Below are 20375 nucleotides of genomic sequence, written 5' to 3' on the forward strand. Positions count from 1 at the left end.
GGTTTAGTCATGGCTAAAGGTTTTAACTGGCAACTTGGCAGGGAGATAAACTATCCCTACGAGCCGAAAAGACCCAAAAGGCAGTTTGCGGTAGTTATGGACCTAAACAAGTGCATAGCCTGTCAGACATGCACCATAGCGTGCAAAACCACATGGACTCCGGGCAGGGGTCAGGAGTACATGCTGTGGAACAATGTGGAAACTAAGCCTTGGGGCTTTTATCCTCTTGGATGGGATGTTAAACTGCTTGAGCTTCTGGATGGGGATAAAAAGACTGTATTTGACGCACCGGAAGGGGAAAGGATACTGGGTTGGAAACCTGACGATCTTGACTGGATGTATCCGAACATAGGAGAGGACGAGGTGAACGAGCCTGTAGATATAGGAACTGTCATAGAATCTTTCCCCCACCCCATATGGATGTTCTACCTTCCGAGAATTTGCAACCACTGTACTTATCCAGCATGTGTTGCAGCATGCCCAAGACAAGCCATATACAAGAGGGAGGAGGACGGTATTGTTCTTATTGACGCCGAAAGGTGCGAAGGTTATCAGGAGTGTGTTAAAGCATGCCCTTACAAGAAGACCATGTTTAACTTCGTAGCGAGGATCTCCCAAAAGTGCATAGGTTGTTTTCCTCGCGTGGAGGAAGGCTTACAGCCTCAGTGTGTGATAACCTGTATAGGTAAGATAAGGCTCATGGGTTTTATAAACCCACCAGAAGGAGCAAGGCAGGAGAATCCCATAGATTTCCTCGTGCACATAAAGAAGGTTGCTCTTCCCCTCTACCCACAGACAGGACTTGAGCCCAATGTTTACTACATACCTCCCATCAATGTACCCTTAAGGTTCTTAAGGCAGATGTTTGGACAGGGAGCAGAGCATGCGGTGAAGACATATATGGCTATGAGAGAAGGAAAAGAGCCTGAGCTTCAGGCGGTATTGCACCTCTTTGGTTCAACACCGTACATACCTCATTCCTTTGCTGTAGGACCCAATGAGGTAATAGCTTACGACGAGAAAGGAAAGGAAATAGTAAGGGTTCCTCTTGTTGAGCCCCTTCAGTACAGACCGCATAAAGATGAAAAGCTTGATGTTGTTAGACAGGACATACCCTAAGGGAGGTTTAACCATGAGGACATTAAAAATCCTTCTTTTTGGTATTGCATTCCTTGGCTTTGCTTCAGCTCAAGAGCTTCTTTCAAAAAGAGTTCAGGAAGTACCCACAGATCCCTTCAGCAAAGTTTGGGATAACGCACCCGCAGTGGAAGTATCTCTTTCTGGTCAGGCGGTTACCACACCTATGGAGTTAAAACCTTCTGTTAATAAGATAACGGTTAAAAGCGTCAACGACGGCAAGTACATAGCCTTTTTGCTGGTATGGGAAGACAAGACAAAGGATAGCTTCCATCTTGTAGGTAAGTTTTCCGACGCTGTAGCGGTGCAGATACCTTACAAGCCTTCCCCAGACACACCTGTGACCATGGGCGACAAAGGACAAAGAGTTCTCATACTACACTGGACTGCTGCAAGACAGGAAAACATAGACCACGGTTATACAGATGTTCCAAAGGTGTATCCCAATTTTACTTACGACTGGTATCCTCATGCAATGCCTCCTTATAGATATCCGGAAGACTGGGCTAATCAGTACGCACTAAACTACATAGGTGGGGAAAAGGTCTTTAGGAAGAACACCCTGAAAACACCTGTAAGAGAAGTGGTTGCGGAAGGTTATGGCTCTTCAACATGGAAGGATGTTCAAGGTGCAGAAGGTAAGGGTGTTTACAAGGACGGTAAGTGGTATGTGGTTATAAAAAGAGCCTTTATTGAGGAAAACACGAGCAACCCAGAATGGGGACCTGGTAAAGAAACCTTTATAACCTTTGCAGTCTGGGACGGTTCCAACGGAGAAGTGGGAGCAAGGAAGTCTTTAAGCTATTCGTGGATACCTTTAAAGATAGAGGGTAGATGACAATGAGTGTATTGCACAGAGCTTACATTTATCAGTTTCTTTCTTTAGCCTTTTTTTATCCACAAAAGGAGCTCCTTGAGGAGCTTGAGGAGGGGTTGCACGACCTCTCCCTTTCCTTTAAGACACTCCAGATGCAGGTAGATCTTGAACCTTTCAAAAAGGCTATCGCGGAAGCGAAAGAAAGGGTTATTGATCTGCAAGGTGAATGGAATGCTCTTTTTTCAACAACCCTCAAAGCACCAGCCAATGAGACCGCTTATGAACTGGAAAAGGCGGGAAGAAAGGCGGTGGAGCTTGCGGACATAGAAGGTTTTTACAAAGCTTTCGGTTTAGAGGTAAAGTCTCCTTACGAACCTGATAGCATAGTTGCAGAGCTTGAGTTTACTGCTTTCCTGCTGAGAGGTAAGATGTGGGCTGAACAACAGGGAAACGCTGAAGCTCAAGAGGTTTATGAGAACGCCTTTAGGTCCTTCTTTAGGGATCATTTGGGGAGGTGGTACAGGATATTCACCGATCTTCTGAAGGAACACTCAGAAGAGAACTACTATAGACATTTGGGAGAGCTTCTGAAAAGTTTTCTGGACAAGGAGAGGGAAGGAATAGAAGGTATAGTAGACCTTAAAGAATACAGAAAGGAGGTTCTTGAAGGAGTTAGCTGGAAGTGTGGTACTTAAGGATCCATTAGCTTTATATCATACACAAGAATACCTCTTTTCATGTAAGGTATTTTTTTTAGCACCTTCCCTGATGGATCTATTACCGCTGTGTCTCCTGAGTTATTCACCCAAAGGACGAACTTGGCGTTCTCTAAGGCTCTTACTCTTGCCCAAGTGAAGTGTTGGTGCGTGCAGTCGCTGTTGTTAAACCACCCGTCGTTAGTGAGAACCACTATAAGGTTTGCCTCTTTTGACAGTTTTCTCACCAAGTCCCAGTAAGCTACTTCAAAGCAGATGGGTGTAGCCAGTCTTATGTTCCTGTAAGTTATAGGTTTCCAAGTTTTACCGGGTGTGTAGTCTATACCTGCTATTGCGGAAAAGACATCCTTTAAGAAAGCAAAAGGAAAGGGCACATACTCACCAATAGGAAGAAGCCTTATCTTGTCATAGTAGCCTACTAATTGACCGTCCTTTATTAGATAGGCAGAATTATAAGGCTTTAGACCTTCTCTTATGTCTATGAGGCCTACTAACAGAGGTGCTTGAAAGCTAAGTTCAAAAAACTCATTCCTGTCTTTGTCAAATTCATCGGAAAAAAAGAAAGGAAAGGCGGATTCTGGAAGCACTACAAGGTCTGGCTTTTCTTTCAGAGCGGACCTGACCAAGGAAAGTATCTCTTTTGTGTGTTTTCTAAACTCTTTTTCGGTGAGCTTGTCTTCCTGAGGTATTGCTGTTTGTACTAGAGCTACTTTTATGGAAACTGCGGAACTAAGTTCTTTCAAAAGTGTGTGCTTAGCATACAAACCCGTCAAAAAAACGAGCATCAGCAAAAAAAGTAGTGGTACTACTTTTCTTTTGAAGAGGAAGTAAGCCACATACCACATAAGGAGGCTCTCACCGTAAACGGTAAAAAAACGCAGTGAATACTTTGCAATGGGGATGTAAGTGGATATTTCACCTAATACAAGCCAAGGAAAGCCACCGTAAGGCAGATAAGACCTTATCACCTCAAAGAGAGAATAAAAAAGGGGTAAGGTCCATAAGCTATGGCTTAGCTTTTTCCATAACATTAGAGGTAGGTTCATTTGGTAAAAGGTGAGAAAAAGGGCAAAGATGGAAAACAAAGCGTAAGCCAAAAAGGGATTAACACCTCCATACTGTATGCTGGCTATGTTGACACATTCTAAAGATATGAAGAAGAAGGTAAAGCCTGCTAAAAAGTAATGTCTGTGATTGGGGTTTGCCAAAAGCATTAAAAGTGCTGGGAAGATCAAAAACCAAAGCTCGTAGCGAGAAAAGGGAAGATAAAGCAAAACTCCGTTAAGTATTGCAAGGATAAACACTCTCATTTTTGAGGAAGAAGTCTGTAAGCTCTTAACCTGTTTTTTTCCACTACGCCTACCCCTATGAAAGTATCACCTTCGTAGAGTCTCACAAAGAGCTTTTCCTTAGTATAAGAGGGTAATGTTATGAACATGCCTTTTCTTATTTTATCCGCATTCTTAAAGTCAAGCTCAACCGCAGGCATAAAATCAAGGGCAGACCATATGGGTATTGCTATTCCTTGTAGATCTGTGAGTGTCATAAGTCTTTCATAACTTATGGCTTTACTTACATCAAAGGGACCTATCTTTGTCCTTCTTAGGTCTTCCACATAGGCACCACAACCGAGCCTTAGTCCTATGTCGTGTACAAGGCTTCTTATGTAAGTTCCAGAAGATACGCAAAATAGAAACCTCACCTGAGGTATTTGGCATTCTAACATTTGCGCATTAAAGATCTCCACTTCCACAGGTTTTAAAGGTACAGATAAACCTTTTCTTGCAAGCTCATAAGCTCTTCTGCCTTCTACCCTTTTTGCAGAATAAGGCGGTGGTGCTTGGCTTATCCTTCCTATAAAGCTCTTGAGCACGCTATGAATGTCCTGACAGGTAATATCCACTTCTCTTTTTTCTACTACTGTGCCTTCCGCATCGTATGTATCTCTTATCTCTCCGAGCCTTGCTGTAGCCAAGTATTCCTTGGGAAGTTTGGTAAAGAACTCAGCGTACCTTGTTGCTGTATCAAGAAGAAGGATGAGCAATCCTGTAGCTATAGGGTCAAGGGTGCCTGTGTGTCCCACCTTGACTTTGAACCTTCTTTTTACATCTTCTACCACTTGGAAGGAGGTCAAGCCTTTGGGTTTGTCCACCAAAAGCACGGAAGGGAACATTAGCTTAAGAAGTCTTTCAGGTGTTTCTTTATAGCCATGTTTCTAAGTTTTCTAAGCGCCCTCGTTTCTAACTGTCTGACTCTTTCTCTTGATATGTTGAGTATGTCCCCTATCTCCCTGAGGGTTCTTGGCTCTTCGCCTCTTAGTCCAAACCGTAGCTCTATAACTCTCCTTTCTTTTTCTGGAAGTCTGTCTAACATGTCTTCTATTTCTTTCTCAAGTACTTCGGTGATGATCCTTTCCTCTACATCTGCGGTTCCGTGCTGGCTTAAAAAATCAACAAAGAATGTATCCTCGTTTTCACCTACGGGCGCATCCAAAGACAGAGGTATCCTGCACACTTGCATACACTTTTCTACCTCTTCAGGACTTATTTTTAAACCTTCTTTCTTGAGTCTTTCTTCTACCTCTTCTTTTGTAGGTTTTCTTCCCAACTCTCTCTCAAGCTCCTTAGATATGACCTCTCTTGAGTATTCCTCCGCCACCTCCTCTGCTGTTGGCTCTCTCTCAAGCTCTCTAAAGAGTTTGCTGTATATACTGCCTATCCTGTTTATCACATGAGCTTGCTTGAGGGGTATTCTCACAGCACCAGTTTGTTGGGATAGCGCTTGCATAATAGCCTGTCTTATCCACCATACCGCGTAGGATATAAACTTCACACCTCTGTCTGGGTCAAACCTCTTTGCCGCTTCTATAAGACCGTGATTTCCTGCCGCTATGAGCTCAGAAAGGGGAAGTCCATATCCCAAATACTGTTTTGCTATGTTTATAACGAACCTGAGGTTAGACTCCACGAGCTTTTTAAAAGCCTCCTGATCGCCTTCCTTAGCACGCTTGGCAATCTCTTTCTCTTCCTCCGGCGTCAGGAGGGGTATTTTGGCTACCTTCTTAAGGTACTGATTTATTAGCTCCTGCTCTGTATCGGGTATCATGGTTCTACCTCAAACTAAGCACAATATAAAGGTTTGTATCTCCTCTTCTTATGAGAAGCAGTACCTTGTCCCTTCCTGCCTTTCTGGCACTTTCTATGGCTTGAGTGAACTCCGCTCTGTTGGCAACCGCTCTGTTGTTAACGCTCATTATAATATCTCCGGGTCTTATACCACTTTGGTACGCAAGACTTCCAGGCATTACACCGCTTACATACACACCTTTTACGCCTAAGCGCCTCTCCTCATCGGGTGTAAGGTCTCTGAGCAGAAGTCCCACATCTTGAGCGGATGGTCCTGCCTGAGAAATTTTAGTCTCTTCGGGCATAGCTTCCACTTTTACCTTTATGTTTTCTTCTTTGCTGTTCCTTATTACTGTCAGAGTTATCTCTTTACCGGGTGGAGTTCTCATAACCCTGAGCTGAAGGTCTCTCACACTGCTTACCTTTTCCCCATCTATGGCTATCACTACATCTCCTACCTTCAGTCCTGCTTTTTCTGCAGGGCTTGATGGCATCACTTGAGCTATGATAACACCTTCCTTTACTCCAACTGCTTCTGCCATATCTGGTGTGACTTCCTGTATAACCACACCAAGCCAACCTCTTATAACCTTACCTTTGGCTATGAGCTGATCCGCTACCCATTTAGCTAAGTTTATGGGAATGGCAAAACCAAGCCCTTGCCCTTCTGCAACTATCGCTGTGTTGATACCTATAACTTCACCCCTTATGTTCACAAGAGGTCCTCCCGAGTTTCCCGGATTTATGGGTGCGTCCGTCTGTATGAAGCTCTCATACTGAGTGACGCCTATAGACCTTTTAAGCGCGGATATGACACCCATAGTGACAGTTCTTTCAAGTCCGTAAGGGTTGCCTATGGCTATAACTAACTGTCCTACTTTTAGTTTGTCAGAGTCTCCTAATCTTGCCACCCTCTGCTCTGGATCTTTTATATCCTTTGCATCAACTTCTACCACCGCTATATCCGTTTTGGGGTCTGTTCCTACTATCCTGCCTTTCTTTTCTGTGTGCTCGTCAAACCTGACCTTTATAGCCTTTGCGTTTTGCACCACATGATTGTTGGTGAGTATGTAAAACTTTCCGTTTTTGTAGTCAATGATGACGCCAGAACCCAGGGATCTTCTTTCTTGCGGTGGAACAGGAATAGGAAAAGGGAAAGGAAAGTCTTCACCAAAAGGATTTTGCATCTGGACTTCCTGAGTGGCAAATATGGTAACCACGGAAGGTGAAACCTTATCCACTATTTGGGTGAGCTCGTTCTCAAACTGGGCAAGCACATCGCTCTTTACTAACGGAGCTCTCTGGACTTCCTCCTGTACTTTTTGAGCTTTACAGCCAGTGAATATAAGGAAGGAAAGCAAAACTAAGGATGAAAGGAAGAACATTTTTAACCTCCTCATGCTTTTACCTCACAGGACAAGAATAACACAGTGAAGAGGGGCATGTCAATACGAGATATCATATCCTCTATCCTCTTTTTTGACATTATAACACCTCCTGTTGAAGGGTTAAAGGAGCTACCCGTGTAGTGGAAGAACCTAACCAAGTCCCAACCTTTGAAAGGAATTTCCATGTCTTGTGTAAAGTGATCCAACACTTTGCAACCTCCCGCCATCAGGATACCAAGAACCTCCTCTTTCTGTGGAAAGGGAAAACCTAATTCTTTTAAACTTCCCTCTATGGGGATAGCTAAAAGTAGTTGTCTTTTACAAACTCTTATTAGCTCAGGAAGGCTTTTCTTTATGTCCGTCCAGTGAAGGGAGAAGTTGCTCACCACAAGATCAAACTGTTTGTCTTTGAAAGGCAAATACTCCGCATTTCCCAAAACTACCCTTCCAAACCTCTCTTTGTATACCTTTGCCATACCCTTTGATATGTCAACTCCTACTACCCTTTCCAAACCTCTGCTGGCAAAGCCTGTACCACACCCCACATCTAAGGCAGGCCCACAAACCCTTTTCATATTAAGAAGTATCTCGGCACTCTTTTTCTGTGGCAAAGCCCACCTCTCATAAGTATCAAAAGCTCTTGAGAACCTCAAGGATAAGATGCTCATAACCTTTCGGAAAATGTCCTCCTTGGAAGGTAATAAATTTAGACTTTTTAATAAGATTGTAAAGGCTCAGCCCAGCTTTTAATGGGACTATGTTATCCCAAACACCATGAATTATCACAGTTTTTTGTTTTATATACGGCAGAAGGTAAGTCAAATCCAAGTTTATATAGTCCTCAAGCATTCTGTAAGCCACTTGAAAGTCAAGTTTGTCTTCAAATTCTTCTGAGTAGGCTACCTTCCTAAATTCTCTTAAGAAACTCTCTCCTTCTTTTCTTAGCCTTAAAAGAAAAGCCCTTATGTTTTTCTCGCTCCAGCACAATCTAAAATGGGGAGCTGTGCCTATAAGAATGAGCCCTTGAACCTTTTGCGGGAACATAAAAGCTGTCAAAAGAGCCAAACTGCCACCCATAGACCACCCAAGAAGCACAGATTTGTTGGGAATCCTCAGCCCTATGTCTTTAGCCATATCCCTAAAGTTTTTGTAAAGGAGCTTTGAACTTCCGTGAGCGGGAAGGTCTATGCTTAAGCACCCAAGACCTCTAAAGATCTTTGAAGAAAACCCCCAACCGTGAAGGCAGAAAAGCTTACTCAAAGACCCTCACTATTCTGTAGTAGGTGTCTCTCTGTGCGGGAACAAAACCTGCAGACCTTATGGCAGAAACCATATCCTCCACCTTTGGAATGTTTACCTTATAGGATGTGGAAGATATGACATTTTCCTCTATCATAACACTTCCCATGTCGTTTGCACCAAAGTGCAGTCCCACCATACCCACATGCATAGTTTGTGTCACATGAGAGCTCTGAATGTTTTTGAAGTTATCAAGATATATGCGTGAAAGGGCAAGGACTTTAAGGTAATACACAGTGGAGGTTTCCTCTATGTGGTCAAGCTGAGTGTTTCCTTTCTTGAAAGTCCAAGGTATAAAGGCTGTAAAGCCTCCCGTCTCGTCTTGCAAGCGCCTTACTCTTTCAAGATGTTCTACTATGTGGTGTGGTTTTTCTATGTGTCCAAACATCATGGTAGCGGTTGAAGTCATGCCAAGCTCGTGAGCGGTTCTGTGCACTTCTTCCCACTGCTCTACTGTACACTTTCCCGGACTTAAAAAACTTCTCACTTCTTGAGAGAGCACTTCCGCACCACCACCGGGTAAAGAGTCAAGTCCTGCATTTTTCAGCCTTTCAAGAACTTGTTTTATGCTTATACCTTCTAACTTAGAGAGATAAACTATTTCTGGTGCGGAGAAGGAGTGCACTTGAATTTGAGGGAAGCGCTCTTTTATAGAGGATATGAGGTCTTCGTAATACTCTAAAGGGAGGTCTGGGTTTAACCCTCCTTGCATTAGAAGGGTTGTACCGCCCCAATCTACAAGCTCTTGAACCTTACGAAGGATCTCTTCTTTGCTGAGCACATACCCCTCAGGTGAGCCTACCTTTCTCTGAAAGGCACAGAACTTACAGCCTGCCACACAGATGTTAGTATAATTGACATTCCTGTCTATTACGAAGGTGACTATATCCTCAGGATGTAAGTTTTTTCTGATCTCGTTTGCCAAAAAACCCAAAAGGGTTAGGTCCGCTCCCTCCATAAGCAAAAGGGCTTCGTCAGGGCTTATCCTTCTTCTGTCAAGTGCTTTCTCCTTTATGTAATCAAGGCTGTTAGTTCTCATTCCAAAAGCCTCCGTTTAAATAATATAAACCTAAAGACATCCTGATCCTACCATTATCTTAAAAGACTGTCCGTGAGGTGGTTGAAGGTTAGATGTTTGCACCTGAAGATCCTTGCATTTATTCTGAATAGTTTGAATAAGCGCAGGAGCAGAAGGTGTATAGCCTTCTACAGTTATGCTTTTTCGGTCATAACTTACACTTAGTATCTTGGTCTTGGGTGGAAGCATTTCAACGAAATTCGCAAAAGACACTACAAAACCCTTGCTTTTGAGTACATTCAGGACGGCATTTTTCGTATCTATCTCCTTGCGCTTTATTTCGTACCTTTCAGCGAGGGGTTTTAACTTTTCTATCTCCTCCTGGGTCTTTTGTAGCTTGCTCTTGAGTTGATAAATATCCTTTGCCATCATACCTACTGCCAAAAGTATAAAAAAAATACCTGCAATCAGAAGGCGAGTGGACTTCCTACTTAGCTTTACAGGAAGAAACCTGCGTTTGTCATAAAAAACAGGATCTATGGGCTTATTTTCCAAAAGCGCCTCCATAGCAAGACACGAAGCGCTGTGGATATCTTCTACTGTATAACTACCGTTTTCTACGCTTTCCGTAAGTATGCTGTCTATAAGCTTACCGTCTTTTATAACTATCCTTTCGTAAAGTGTATCACCAAGCTTTCTGTAAAAAATCCCAGTTTTTTCCCCTACATAAAGTGCTGGGGAAGGCACTACAAACTTAAGATTAGGGAAGCTCATAAGCTCTTCAAAAAGGGATTGTGGCACCGCGAACACTAAGCATTCTATATTATCTTTTTCCCTACTTGTAGTCAAGACGCTCACTTTCAAAGGGACCTTTGTAGGGAATAAGTCTTCAATGTTGAGCATAACTGTTTCCAAAAGGTCATCTACCGCCTGAGCAGGAAAAAGGTATTTGCGCACCAAAAGTATGTCTCTTCCTACTGCTATACCAAGTTTTTTGTTTTTGGAAAACTCCCTTAGTTGGTCAAGACTTTCAAAGCTTAGCTTCCCTTCCTGTGAACATACATAAATTCCTCTTTGAGTTATCTCTACACCAACAGCTTTCTTTTTAAAATTCATATCTCAAAGTCTTTCAAATACTTGGCTCTTGCTGGATGCCTGAGTTTTCTTATGGCTTTTGTCTCTATCTGCCTTATCCTCTCTCTGGTGACATTAAACATCTTGCCTACCTGCTCTAAGGTGTATTCTGTGCCGTCAACAAGTCCATACCTGTACATAAGTATTTCCTTTTCCTTTTCTCCCAAGGTGTTAAGAACTTTTATAAGCTGTTCTCTGAGGAGCTTCCTTGAAACCTGTTCTTCAGGTGATGGAACGCTTTTGTCCTCTATGAAGTCTCTTAGGTGGGTCTCTTCGTCATCTCCTATAGGTGTCTCAAGGGATATGGGTTCTTGGGAAGTTCTCATGACTTTTCTTGCTTTTTCTACTGATATGCCTAAGTATTTTGCTATTTCCTCTGGGAAAGGTTCACGCCCAAGTTCTTGAAAGAGTTTTTTGTGTGCCTTTGTTATGTCATTAATGGTCTCTATCATGTGTACGGGTATCCTTATGGTTCTTGCTTGGTCTGCTATAGCTCTTGTTATAGCTTGTCTTATCCACCAAGTGGCATAGGTAGAGAACTTATAACCTTTCCTGTAGTCGTACTTATCTACCGCCTTCATAAGCCCTATGTTGCCTTCTTGTATGAGGTCTAAAAAGTGCAGGCCCCTGTTGACATACTTTTTGGCTATGGATACCACAAGCCTTAGGTTGCACTTGACCATAACCTGTTTTGCTTTGGTTACTTTGGTTCTGCCCTCTTTTATAATGTGCATGACCCTGTCTAACTCTTCAGGAAGGACCCCTAACTCTTTTCTTAACTCTTTTACTTCCTTTTCAAGGCTTAGGTATTCACTTTTCAAAACTTGAAACTTGGCAAAGCCGTATCCTGCCCTTTCTGCTTTGAGCTGTAAGTCTTTGTTATAATCATAAAACTTTATGAGCTCTTCCACATCTGGGTGTATGCTCTCTAATTTTTGCTTTCTAATCTCGTACTCTTTTAATTTTTTTGTGTACCTTTTGTAAAGGTTCAAAAGCTCGTCCGCTACCTTTTCAAACTTTGAGTATTTTAGTTTCATGTCCTTTAGTACTCTGTTCATCTTGGCGTGCTTTTCAAGATATGCCCTTTTATACTCTGGTGTTCTGTATTTGAGGTATAGCTCCCTCCAAGTTATGGCTTCTTTGTAAGCCTTGGCGAGCTCAAGTCCCTTTTCAATAAAGTATCTTTCAAGGTGCTCGTGGCTCTCTTCGTACTCTTCCACCGTTTTACTGTCATCCATTGTATCCATAAGGTCTGTAGCTTTAATCTTTCCGTTGCAGACATTTCCCCACTCCCTGAGCACCCTGTCTATGAGGAAGGAAGTCCTCAAAAGGCCTCGCCTCATGATCTTCCTGCCTATTTCTATCTGTTTTGCGTACATGATCTCCTCTTCCCTTTTGAGTAGAGGTATCCTTCCCATTTCTCTTAGATAAAGCTTTACTGGATCGCCGTCTCTGGCACTGAGAAGGAGGTTGTCCGCTGATACGGTGAGCTCATCACCACCCTCTATCTCTTCTGTGAGTTCCTCGCTTTCTACTATCCTTACGCCCCTTTCCTGAAGGAAGTCCATGATCTCTTCGTATATCTCTGGGTCTGCAACCTCATCTCCTAAAGCGTCGTTGATCTCATCGTAGGTCACATAACCTTTCTCGCCAAGCTCCATGAGCTTCTTTATGTTTTCTTTACTCAGCATGCCTTACCTCCTTCATTAAACTTTATATAATATAGGCTTTTTAGACTTTCTTACAACACTAAAAGTCCGTCCTTCATCTGCAGTATCCTGTTTGCTTTTTTTGCCAGCTCAAGTTCGTGGGTAACCATAACCACAGTTGTACCAGACCTGTTTATCTCCTGTAGTATCTGCATGACAATTGCGGTGTTTTTGCTATCTAAGTTGCCTGTAGGTTCATCTGCTAATATTACTTCTGGATTGTTGGCTAAGGCTCTGGCTATGGCTGTTCTTTGCATCTCCCCTCCTGATACTTGGTAAATTTTTCTCTTCTCCTTACCCCCAAGCCCTAAACTTTTAAGAAGCTCACGAGCTCTTTCTTCTGCTTGCGGTCTTTGTATGCCCTTCTTTAACATTGGGATCATGACGTTCTCAAGCAAAGTAAATTCAGGAAGCAAGTAATGAAACTGAAAAACAAAGCCTATACTTTCGTTCCTTATTCTGGAGACCATCTGGGAATCCATAGAACTAACTTGTTGTCCCTTGAAAAACACTTCGCCCTCTGTAGGAAAATCAAGAAGTCCCATTATGTAGAGCAAGGAGCTTTTCCCAGAACCAGAAGCGCCTATAATCGCTAAGAATTCTCCTTTATGGACCTTCAGGTCAATACCTTTTAGTATTTCTTCACTGCCTACTCTCTTTTTTACATTAATAAGCTCTATCAGAACCATCAGCCACTTCTGAATATATCCACAGGGTTTAGCCTACTCGCTCTGTAAGATGGATAGAAACTTGCAAAAAAGGAAAAAAACATAGAGAAGATAAAGGCATACAGGTAATATATGGGTCTTCTGTCTAATATGAAGCCTTTAGTTCTTATAAGTCCTTCTACATCAAGCTTCACCGAAGAAAGATACTCCTGAAGAGCATAACCCAAAATAAAACCCAATATGGCTCCAAAGAACCCTATGGCTAATCCTTGTGCGAGAAACATGAAAAGTATGTCTCTTCTACTGTATCCCATTGCCATAAGTATAGCTATGTCCTTTTTCTTTTCTAAGACGGTCATCATAATAATGTTGAAAATACCAAAGGCGGAAACGGTCAGTATGGCAAACACTATCATGTATGTTATGAGGTTCTGTATTTTGAATATCTGAAGGAAGTTTATATAAGCTCTCTGCCAACTCTCCACATCGTACCTGAGATTTTTCTGAAGGTCTAAGGCTATCTTCTGGGCTTTGTTTACATCCTTTACTTTTATCACTATTTCATTCACTTCGTCAGGTCTGTCTGTGAGGGCTTGCAAAGTTTTTATGTGCATGTAAACTCTACTGTTATCTATGTTAGTTATGCCTGAGTTAAAAAAGTCTTCTATCTTGAGCAAAGCTGTGCGACCGTTTGCCAAAGAGAGGATCACCTTCTTACCTGTGTCCTTTATACCCAAGTCCTTAGCTACCAGCTTACCAACTATTAAAGCGTCTTTGTTTGTCTTTAGTTTTTCTATTCTCTTGTTTTCAAGAAACCTGTTTATCACAGATGCCTTTGGTTCCATGTCAGGGTCTATGCCTATGAGTGTAACAGGTTTTTCTTTAACACCGTACTTGAGAATACCTCTTGCTACAAGGTGTACCGCTACACCGGCAATGTCTTCCCTTCTCTGTACTTCTTTGATTATGTCCCTCCAACCTACGATCCTGTCCTTCTCTTTTGGTTTGTTGCCGTAAACTTCCCATATGTTATCCTGCTTAGCTTTCTTTACTATTCTGTCTTCTTCCTCATACTCTTTTGGTTTTATACTTATGTGAGCTTCCAAGTCTATGACTTGCTGGATAAAGTAGTTCTGAAAGCCAAACATGAGAGAACTCATAACTATTAACGCACAGACCCCAATAGCAACACCTGCTACGGAAACAAGGGTCTGCCTTTTTCTCTCAAGAAGGAGCTTGTAAGCTATGAAGAGCGTGTGATTCATTCTACAATCACCTTATCACCTTTCTTTAAACCTTCAATTATTTCAATGTATCCATCTACCTGACTCCCAACCTTGACGGGCACTTTGACCTTTCTAACCCTTTCGTACTTATAAACATATCCGTCTTTGTAAGCGGAGATGGGTATGACCAGAGCTTTTTTCTCCTCCACCAGTATGTTTGCCTCCACGGTGGCACCTGCTGGAACTTCTGCAGGCAGCGGAGCACTTGCTCTTACCTCAAGGGTTTTTTTGTTCCTGTCAAGTTCCTCCTTTACAAGCTTTACAGTCCCTTCAAACACCTTATCTGGGTAAATGTCAAGAGAAAGAAACACTTTCATACCTCTCTTTATCATGGAAGCGTATTCCTCGTCTACATTAAGAACTACCTCTTTATCTTTCTCATTTCCTATGCTGAAAAGCTTGTTATCACTCATATAATTTACATAGTCCCCTACTTCCACATATCTGTTAAGCACTATACCATCAACAGGACTTCTTATGTAATACCTTTCTATCTCCCTTTTTATCTTCTCTTTGTTTGCGTAAAGGGTTTTCTCTTCTGACTTAAGGGAAGTTATGGCATCCTCATATACAGCGAGCGCTCGCTGGTACTCACTTTTGGCGTTTTCGTAAGATCTTTTTGCCTCTTCGTACTGCTCCTTTGGTATGAGTCCCCTTTCTGAAAGGTTTTTTCTTCTTTCAAGATACCTTTGGGCTTGTTCCATATTTCTTTTAGTTATATCCACCTGCTCCTGCAAGCTCTTTCTGTAGTCTGAATCCTCTCTGAGTCTTTCTCTGACGAGCTTTAACCTTTCCTCAGCTTCTTTGAGTGAAGCAAGCACTGGTCCTGGATCAATAACGGCGAGTATCTGTCCTTTCTTCACTTTGTCCCCTTCTTTTACCCTAATCTCCTGTATGTATCCAGACACCTCGGATTTTACCACTACATAATTCACGGGCTTTACATAGCCAGAAGCGTAAACTACTTTCTTTATAGGTCTTTCTTCTACCACAAAAACCTTTACTTTGTTGCTTTTGTAAAAAACCACCAAAAGAGCACCAACTGTGAGTAAAACCCCTAATGGGAAAAACAGTTTTTTCATAGGCTAACTTTTTTTCATGTTATATTATATCCCTATGCTCTCTACAGACCTTTAGACTATCTCAAACCTTCCCAAAGAACCATGTTTTAAAAACATCTCTATACACTCAACTGTACATTTTCTTATATTATTCACTGCCTCTTTTGTGTAATAAGCTATATGAGGAGTGATTATAACATTATCTAAGGTTGAAAGCTTGATTATCTTCAGGTTTTTATCTGAAGCTAAACCCCTTTCGTAAGATTTGAGTATTAGGAATTCTTCGTCTTCAAAAACATCTAAGCCAGCTCCCCCAAGCCTACCTTGCATAAGAGCTTCGTAAAGAGCATCCGTATCTACCACCTTGCCCCTTGAGGTATTTATAAGTATGGCACCTTCTTTCATCAACTTTATCCTTTCACCGTTTATCATGTGATGGGTCTGTGGTGTGTAAGGTATGTGTAAAGAGATAATGTCGCTCTCTCTTAAAACCTTTTCAAGGTCTGTGTAATTCACACCTAAGGTTTTAAGCTCTGTGTTCTCAACTACATCATAAGCCAAAACTCTGGAACCTAAGAGATGTAGTATCTTTGCAGTCCAGCTACCTATCCTTCCTGTTCCTATAACTCCAACTGTCAGATCCGCAAAGGTCTGTGCCTCAAGCTCATTATCCTGAGAGAAGTTCAGGTTTCTAATTCTCTTTTCTATCTTTTTGAACTTTCTGACGAGAGCAAACATCATAGCTATTGCGTGTTCTGCCACAGACCTTGGGGAGTAAGCGGGCATGTGGGCTACTTTTATACCCTTTGATTTACAGTAATCAAGGTCTATGTGATCATAACCAACAGAACGCGTAACTATTAGTTTTAACCTTTTGAATGCCTCCAATCTATCCCTGTTTAGTTTGTCAAAGACAAATACGCACAGTATGTCTGCATCCTCCACTTCACTTAGGTTTATAAGGTCCAAATGCTTATCGTAAAAGACAAGCTGGTATTCCTTCAAATGATTTGCATAGTAATCTACATCTTCTTTTCCTACTTCTGTGAAAACTATTTTCATAACTAATATGATATACTAATCTTTATGCTCTCTATAGACCTATCGGGAAAAAAAGCACTCATCACAGGTTCCACAAGGGGTATAGGCAGGGCAATAGCAGAGTACCTTGCATCAGCAGGTGCAAGTATTGTGATCACAGGAAGAGACAGATCAAGAGCTCAGGAGATCGCTAAAGAGCTTTCTGATAAGTACTCAGTTCCTACTTTTGGCACAAGCATCAACTTGGAAGACCCAAATTCTGTAAGAGCGTGCTGTGAAGAGATACAAAGTAAGGTGGGGGATATAGACATACTTGTGAATAACGCAGGCATAACCAAGGACAAACTTTTTTTAAGAATGTCCTTAGAAGATTGGGAAGAGGTATTAAAGGTGAACCTAACAGGCACTTTCTTGATAACATCTTTTTTTGTAAAGGATATGGTCAAAAAAAGGTGGGGCAGAATAATAAATGTATCTTCCGTGGTTGGTTTTACAGGGAATGCGGGGCAAGTCAACTACTCCACTACAAAAGCGGGTCTTGTGGGTTTTACCAAAAGCTTGGCAAAGGAGCTCGCAAGCAGGAACATAACGGTTAATGCGGTAGCACCGGGCTTTATAGAAACTGATATGACTTCCCTACTTCCAGAAGACCTAAAGCAGGAATATCTGAAGGGAATACCTCTTGGTAGGTTTGGTAAACCCGAGGATGTAGCTGGTGCGGTGCTTTTTCTGTGCTCCCCTTTAGCTGACTACATAACTGGAGAGGTCATACACGTAAATGGTGGCATGTACTAAGAGATGAAGCTCTTCATAGTGGAGTCTCCAACAAAAGCCAAGTCCATATCTAAGTATTTGGGAAAAGATTGGATAGTTAAGGCAACACTGGGACACATAAAAGACCTTCCAGAAAGATCCTTGGGGGTAGACCCAAAGACCTTAGAACCTAAGTATGTGTGGCTAAAAGGTAAAAAGAAACTGGTGGAAAACATAAAAAAGATCGCAAAAAATGCCCAAAAGATCTATTTGGGAACAGACCCAGACAGAGAGGGAGAAGCCATAGCTTACTTTTTAAAGGAGGAGCTTTCCCGTGTGAATGGCAGAATTTACAGAGCTATGTTTTACGAAATTACCAAAAATTCCATACTTAAAGCGGTTCAAACAGCTAAAGACATAGATTTAAACCTTGTGCACGCACAGTTTGCAAGAAGAGTGCTTGACAGACTGATAGGATACAAGCTCTCACCCCTTTTGTGGAAGGAACTCACAACAAAAGGTTTGTCTGTTGGGAGAGTTCAATCTCCTGCTCTTAGGCTAATAGTAGAAAGGGAGAAGCAGATTCAGAGCTTTAAAAAGAAAAAGTATTACTACATAAAAGTAGATTTTGAGAAAGACGGTGTGAGCTTTTCTGCAGTTTTCCAACAGAGGTTTGAAAAGCCCTCCAACGCAGAGCCTTACCTAAAGAAGCTAAAGGATACCATGTTTGTTGTAAATGCTGTAAAAAAGGAAAAGTCCATATCCGACCCACCAAAACCTTTTAATACCGCGAGCCTACAATCAGAAGGTAGCAAAAAACTCAACTTAAGTGTTAGTGAGATACAGAAAATAGCCCAAAAGCTATACGAAGAAGGATACATCACATACCCAAGAACAGACAGCTACAGAATGAACCAAGAGAAAGCTCAAGAGTTTATAGCTTTTATAGAAAAAAATTACGGAAAGGAGTATGTGGGAAAACTTAGGAACTTCAGAGAGGGAAGGCTCTCCCAGTCTGCACACGAATGCATAAGACCCACAAGCCTGAGAAAAAAACCTAAGGAAGGCATAGAACTAAAGCTATACTTGCTTATAAGCTCAAGAACCCTTGCGAGCCTATCTTCCCCTGCAATAATAGAAAAGACCTATGTTAGTCTAAATCCTATAACTGACGAAGCTCTTGAGTTTTTTGCAGAAGGTGAGGATTTACTGTTTGATGGTTGGATGAAAATCTACGGAAAGGAATGGGAAGGTAAAAAACTTCCTGAGCTTACACAGGGAGATATACTAAAACCAAAAAGGATATACATAGAGGAAAGGGAGACACAGCCCCCACCAAGATACACAGAAGGAAGCCTTGTGAAAACTTTAGAGCGCTTAGGCATTGGAAGACCATCCACTTACGCAACCATCGTGAAAACCCTAAAACAAAGAGGGTATGTAGCTGTTGAAAAAGGACATTTAAAGCCTACAGAGATAGCCTTTAAGGTGGTTGATTATCTTATGGAAAAGTTTCCAAGTCTTATGGATTATAGTTTTACTGCAAACATGGAAGATATGCTGGATGAGATAGAGGAAGGTAGAAAAGACTGGAAACTTATAACCAAAGAAATTTATAGGAAAGTGCTTCATGAGTACACTCAAGAGTAAGTTTGTAGGAACTATAATAGGCTCGGCTTTGGGAGATGCTATAGGCAAGTGCGTGGAGGAGATCACCATAAAGGAAGTCTATGACTTTTATGGTGGTCCAGTAGAAGGTTTTGTGGAACCTCATCCTCTTAGTCCTGCATACGGATCTGCACCGCAGGAAGTGTCTGATGAAACAACAATAACCCTTATACTTCTTGAAAGCATAGTGAGCAAAAAGGCAATAGATCCCTATGACTTTTACAACAGACTGCTTGCTTGGAGGCAGGACGAAAAAAGCCATAGATACCCTGACCCTGCCTTACTAACAGCTCTTGACCTTCTGTCTTCTGGTATATCTCTTGAAAATGCTGGTTTTGTATCTGCAAGCGTTGAAGGTATTTTGAGATGCATCGCAGTTGGAATGTTCCACTTTTATGAACCTACGATAGCTTCTGAGGGGGCAAGGCTCGTTTCCATAATGACCCACAGAAGTCCAGAGGTTTACGATGCGAGTTCCATGCTTGCAGTTTTTATATCCTACCTTCTTAAAGGGGATCATGACCTTAGGGATCTCTCGCAGAGGTTAAAGCTTCTGGAAACGCTTGGGTCATTTGCGAAATATAAAAAACATAAATCTTACATAGATAAAGTGAAGGAACTCCTTGAGTGTGGAGCAACGCTGGAAGAAGCCATTTACAGCATAGGCAACTCCACTTATGTCTTTGAAGCCTTTCCCATATCCCTCTTTATTTTCCTCTCCCACATAGAACATCCCATGAGTGCCTTTTGGTCTGCGGTAAACTCCTACGGAGAGTTTGGAGGCGATACGGATGCCATAGGATACTTAGTAGGTGCTTATATAGGCGCTTATTGGGGGGAAAGCGTCTTCCCACCATACCTTGTTGAAAACTTAGAAAATTCAGGTTATTATATTTCTTTAGCACAGAGGCTCTACGGCATAGTAGAAGAACACATAGAAAGGAGGTTAGAAGATGCCCTATAAGTTGCAGGAGAGCTTTTTAAACACCGCAAGGAAGAGAAGGGTAAAGGTGACCATATACCTTGTGAATGGAGTTAGACTTCAAGGTAGGGTAAGATCCTTTGATCTGTATACTATACTTATAGAAGATGGGAGGCAACAGACCCTTGTTTATAAACACGCCATAACCACGATAATACCTGCAGAAAAGCTTGAGATAGAGTTTGAAGAAGAGGGTGTGCCTGGGGCTGTGTAAAGCCCCACTCTTAAAACATACCGGGAGGTTTGCCTTTTGAAACTACAAGCCTTTCTACGGGTTGATCTTTCTTAAGATGGCTATTGACTATTTCTTCCACATCTTCTAATCTAACATTCCCGTACCACACACCTTCTGGGTAAACCACCATAGTGGGTCCCATTCCACAGGGACCAAGACAGCCTGTAGGTGTTACTACCACGCTCATAAATAGCTCTGGGTCCATCTGCAGTTTTTCCATGAATTTTTGGTAAATATCTCTGCTTCCTTTCTCTGCGCAAGAACCCATAGGATGCCCTGGTGGCCTTTGGTTTACGCATATAAAGACGTGCTTAAAATTCATTACATACCTCCTGTAG

Annotated in this window: 21 protein-coding genes; 7 read left to right on the forward strand and 14 right to left on the reverse strand. The window is 42.0% G+C overall.

The genetic code is table 11. From position 1 onward, the window contains the following. Positions 1-9 precede the first annotated feature (9 nt). The 3 genes from narH to CP948_RS04590 are packed head-to-tail and all read left to right on the forward strand — an operon-like array spanning position 10 to position 2649. Positions 10-1119 (forward strand): dissimilatory nitrate reductase subunit NarG, encoded by a 1110-nt coding sequence (narH, locus tag CP948_RS04580; protein ID WP_096601736.1) that lies wholly within the window; start codon positions 10-12, stop codon positions 1117-1119. Positions 1120-1132: 13 nt separating this feature from the next. After that, positions 1133-1975 carry an ethylbenzene dehydrogenase-related protein gene (locus CP948_RS04585; protein WP_096601739.1) on the forward strand — a complete coding sequence of 281 codons (843 nt, stop codon included), beginning with the start codon at positions 1133-1135 and terminating at the stop codon, positions 1973-1975. Continuing rightward, positions 1972-2649 carry a TorD/DmsD family molecular chaperone gene (locus CP948_RS04590; RefSeq protein WP_245810085.1) on the forward strand — a complete coding sequence of 226 codons (678 nt, stop codon included), beginning with the start codon at positions 1972-1974 and terminating at the stop codon, positions 2647-2649. Before CP948_RS04585 ends, CP948_RS04590 begins: the two co-directional genes overlap by 4 nt. On the opposite strand, the gene lnt is transcribed toward CP948_RS04590, so the two are convergent. From lnt to CP948_RS04655, 13 genes are read right to left on the reverse strand one after another with little or no spacing between them, the layout of a single operon-like run. Further along, the gene (gene lnt / locus CP948_RS04595; RefSeq protein WP_096601745.1) at positions 2646-3980 is read right to left on the reverse strand and encodes an apolipoprotein N-acyltransferase; all 1335 of its coding nucleotides are present in this window, start codon (positions 3978-3980) and stop codon (positions 2646-2648) included. The two genes, CP948_RS04590 and lnt, sit on opposite strands and share 4 nt — an antisense overlap. Next, positions 3977-4843 (reverse strand): tRNA pseudouridine(55) synthase TruB, encoded by an 867-nt coding sequence (gene truB / locus CP948_RS04600; RefSeq protein WP_096601748.1) that lies wholly within the window; start codon positions 4841-4843, stop codon positions 3977-3979. Before truB ends, lnt begins: the two co-directional genes overlap by 4 nt. After that, the gene (locus CP948_RS04605) at positions 4843-5775 is read right to left on the reverse strand and encodes a sigma-70 family RNA polymerase sigma factor (protein ID WP_096601751.1); all 933 of its coding nucleotides are present in this window, start codon (positions 5773-5775) and stop codon (positions 4843-4845) included. Before CP948_RS04605 ends, truB begins: the two co-directional genes overlap by 1 nt. Before the next feature lie 4 nt (positions 5776-5779). Beyond that, a complete protein-coding gene (locus tag CP948_RS04610) occupies positions 5780-7195 on the reverse strand; it encodes a Do family serine endopeptidase (RefSeq protein WP_245810086.1) in 1416 nt (471 codons plus the stop codon). Then, complete coding sequence (locus CP948_RS04615) at positions 7192-7851, reverse strand: methyltransferase domain-containing protein (protein ID WP_096601757.1); 660 nt, start codon at positions 7849-7851, stop codon at positions 7192-7194. Before CP948_RS04615 ends, CP948_RS04610 begins: the two co-directional genes overlap by 4 nt. Beyond that, a complete protein-coding gene (locus CP948_RS04620; RefSeq protein WP_096601760.1) occupies positions 7814-8443 on the reverse strand; it encodes an alpha/beta fold hydrolase in 630 nt (209 codons plus the stop codon). Before CP948_RS04620 ends, CP948_RS04615 begins: the two co-directional genes overlap by 38 nt. Then, positions 8436-9521: a cyclic dehypoxanthinyl futalosine synthase gene (gene mqnC / locus CP948_RS04625; RefSeq protein ID WP_096601763.1), complete on the reverse strand. Its 1086-nt coding sequence runs from the start codon at positions 9519-9521 to the stop codon at positions 8436-8438. The genes CP948_RS04620 and mqnC overlap by 8 nt, the downstream gene beginning before the upstream one ends. Before the next feature lie 30 nt (positions 9522-9551). Further along, positions 9552-10616: a PilN domain-containing protein gene (locus CP948_RS04630; protein ID WP_096601766.1), complete on the reverse strand. Its 1065-nt coding sequence runs from the start codon at positions 10614-10616 to the stop codon at positions 9552-9554. Then, positions 10613-12325, reverse strand: a complete 1713-nt coding sequence (gene rpoD, locus CP948_RS04635) for an RNA polymerase sigma factor RpoD (RefSeq protein ID WP_096601768.1) — start codon at positions 12323-12325, stop codon at positions 10613-10615. Before rpoD ends, CP948_RS04630 begins: the two co-directional genes overlap by 4 nt. Before the next feature lie 50 nt (positions 12326-12375). Then, positions 12376-13032, reverse strand: coding sequence for an ABC transporter ATP-binding protein (locus CP948_RS04640; protein WP_096601771.1), 657 nt, complete (start codon positions 13030-13032; stop codon positions 12376-12378). Then, a complete protein-coding gene (locus tag CP948_RS04645) occupies positions 13032-14276 on the reverse strand; it encodes an ABC transporter permease (protein WP_096601774.1) in 1245 nt (414 codons plus the stop codon). The genes CP948_RS04640 and CP948_RS04645 overlap by 1 nt, the downstream gene beginning before the upstream one ends. Beyond that, a complete protein-coding gene (locus tag CP948_RS04650; protein ID WP_096601777.1) occupies positions 14273-15379 on the reverse strand; it encodes an efflux RND transporter periplasmic adaptor subunit in 1107 nt (368 codons plus the stop codon). Before CP948_RS04650 ends, CP948_RS04645 begins: the two co-directional genes overlap by 4 nt. A gap of 51 nt (positions 15380-15430) precedes the next feature. Further along, positions 15431-16420 (reverse strand): NAD(P)-dependent oxidoreductase, encoded by a 990-nt coding sequence (locus CP948_RS04655; RefSeq protein WP_096601780.1) that lies wholly within the window; start codon positions 16418-16420, stop codon positions 15431-15433. Between the two features lie 24 nt (positions 16421-16444). On the opposite strand from CP948_RS04655, the gene fabG reads away from it, so the two are divergent. From fabG to hfq, 4 genes are read left to right on the forward strand one after another with little or no spacing between them, the layout of a single operon-like run. Next, entirely contained in the window at positions 16445-17194 is a 750-nt protein-coding gene (fabG, locus tag CP948_RS04660; protein WP_096601783.1) for a 3-oxoacyl-[acyl-carrier-protein] reductase, read from the forward strand. 3 nt (positions 17195-17197) lie between these two features. Next, the gene (gene topA / locus CP948_RS04665; RefSeq protein WP_096601785.1) at positions 17198-18802 is read left to right on the forward strand and encodes a type I DNA topoisomerase; all 1605 of its coding nucleotides are present in this window, start codon (positions 17198-17200) and stop codon (positions 18800-18802) included. Continuing rightward, positions 18783-19784 (forward strand): ADP-ribosylglycohydrolase family protein, encoded by a 1002-nt coding sequence (locus CP948_RS04670; RefSeq protein ID WP_096601788.1) that lies wholly within the window; start codon positions 18783-18785, stop codon positions 19782-19784. The genes topA and CP948_RS04670 overlap by 20 nt, the downstream gene beginning before the upstream one ends. Then, the gene (gene hfq / locus CP948_RS04675; protein ID WP_012963138.1) at positions 19774-20016 is read left to right on the forward strand and encodes an RNA chaperone Hfq; all 243 of its coding nucleotides are present in this window, start codon (positions 19774-19776) and stop codon (positions 20014-20016) included. The genes CP948_RS04670 and hfq overlap by 11 nt, the downstream gene beginning before the upstream one ends. A gap of 10 nt (positions 20017-20026) precedes the next feature. On the opposite strand, the gene CP948_RS04680 is transcribed toward hfq, so the two are convergent. Further along, complete coding sequence (locus CP948_RS04680) at positions 20027-20359, reverse strand: (2Fe-2S) ferredoxin domain-containing protein (protein ID WP_096602015.1); 333 nt, start codon at positions 20357-20359, stop codon at positions 20027-20029. Between the last annotated feature and the right edge of the window lie 16 nt (positions 20360-20375).

This window comes from Hydrogenobacter hydrogenophilus (assembly GCF_900215655.1).
Taxonomy (GTDB): Bacteria; Aquificota; Aquificia; order Aquificales; family Aquificaceae; genus Hydrogenobacter; species Hydrogenobacter hydrogenophilus.

Excerpts from the sequence above, each read along its gene's own strand:
- CP948_RS04640 (WP_096601771.1), bottom strand. The coding sequence starts at position 13,032 with ATGGTTCTGATAGAGCTTATTAATGTAAAAAAGAGAGTAGGCAGTGAA.
- CP948_RS04605 (WP_096601751.1), bottom strand. The coding sequence starts at position 5,775 with ATGATACCCGATACAGAGCAGGAGCTAATAAATCAGTACCTTAAGAAG.
- CP948_RS04645 (WP_096601774.1), bottom strand. The coding sequence starts at position 14,276 with ATGAATCACACGCTCTTCATAGCTTACAAGCTCCTTCTTGAGAGAAAA.
- CP948_RS04630 (WP_096601766.1), bottom strand. The coding sequence starts at position 10,616 with ATGAATTTTAAAAAGAAAGCTGTTGGTGTAGAGATAACTCAAAGAGGA.
- CP948_RS04590 (WP_245810085.1), top strand. The coding sequence starts at position 1,972 with ATGACAATGAGTGTATTGCACAGAGCTTACATTTATCAGTTTCTTTCT.
- rpoD (WP_096601768.1), bottom strand. The coding sequence starts at position 12,325 with ATGCTGAGTAAAGAAAACATAAAGAAGCTCATGGAGCTTGGCGAGAAA.
- CP948_RS04615 (WP_096601757.1), bottom strand. The coding sequence starts at position 7,851 with ATGAGCATCTTATCCTTGAGGTTCTCAAGAGCTTTTGATACTTATGAG.
- CP948_RS04585 (WP_096601739.1), top strand. The coding sequence starts at position 1,133 with ATGAGGACATTAAAAATCCTTCTTTTTGGTATTGCATTCCTTGGCTTT.
- mqnC (WP_096601763.1), bottom strand. The coding sequence starts at position 9,521 with ATGAGAACTAACAGCCTTGATTACATAAAGGAGAAAGCACTTGACAGA.
- CP948_RS04680 (WP_096602015.1), bottom strand. The coding sequence starts at position 20,359 with ATGAATTTTAAGCACGTCTTTATATGCGTAAACCAAAGGCCACCAGGG.
- CP948_RS04670 (WP_096601788.1), top strand. The coding sequence starts at position 18,783 with ATGAGTACACTCAAGAGTAAGTTTGTAGGAACTATAATAGGCTCGGCT.
- truB (WP_096601748.1), bottom strand. The coding sequence starts at position 4,843 with ATGTTCCCTTCCGTGCTTTTGGTGGACAAACCCAAAGGCTTGACCTCC.
- CP948_RS04610 (WP_245810086.1), bottom strand. The coding sequence starts at position 7,195 with ATGAGGAGGTTAAAAATGTTCTTCCTTTCATCCTTAGTTTTGCTTTCC.
- fabG (WP_096601783.1), top strand. The coding sequence starts at position 16,445 with ATGCTCTCTATAGACCTATCGGGAAAAAAAGCACTCATCACAGGTTCC.
- topA (WP_096601785.1), top strand. The coding sequence starts at position 17,198 with ATGAAGCTCTTCATAGTGGAGTCTCCAACAAAAGCCAAGTCCATATCT.
- hfq (WP_012963138.1), top strand. The coding sequence starts at position 19,774 with ATGCCCTATAAGTTGCAGGAGAGCTTTTTAAACACCGCAAGGAAGAGA.
- narH (WP_096601736.1), top strand. The coding sequence starts at position 10 with ATGGCTAAAGGTTTTAACTGGCAACTTGGCAGGGAGATAAACTATCCC.
- CP948_RS04655 (WP_096601780.1), bottom strand. The coding sequence starts at position 16,420 with ATGAAAATAGTTTTCACAGAAGTAGGAAAAGAAGATGTAGATTACTAT.
- CP948_RS04650 (WP_096601777.1), bottom strand. The coding sequence starts at position 15,379 with ATGAAAAAACTGTTTTTCCCATTAGGGGTTTTACTCACAGTTGGTGCT.
- lnt (WP_096601745.1), bottom strand. The coding sequence starts at position 3,980 with ATGAGAGTGTTTATCCTTGCAATACTTAACGGAGTTTTGCTTTATCTT.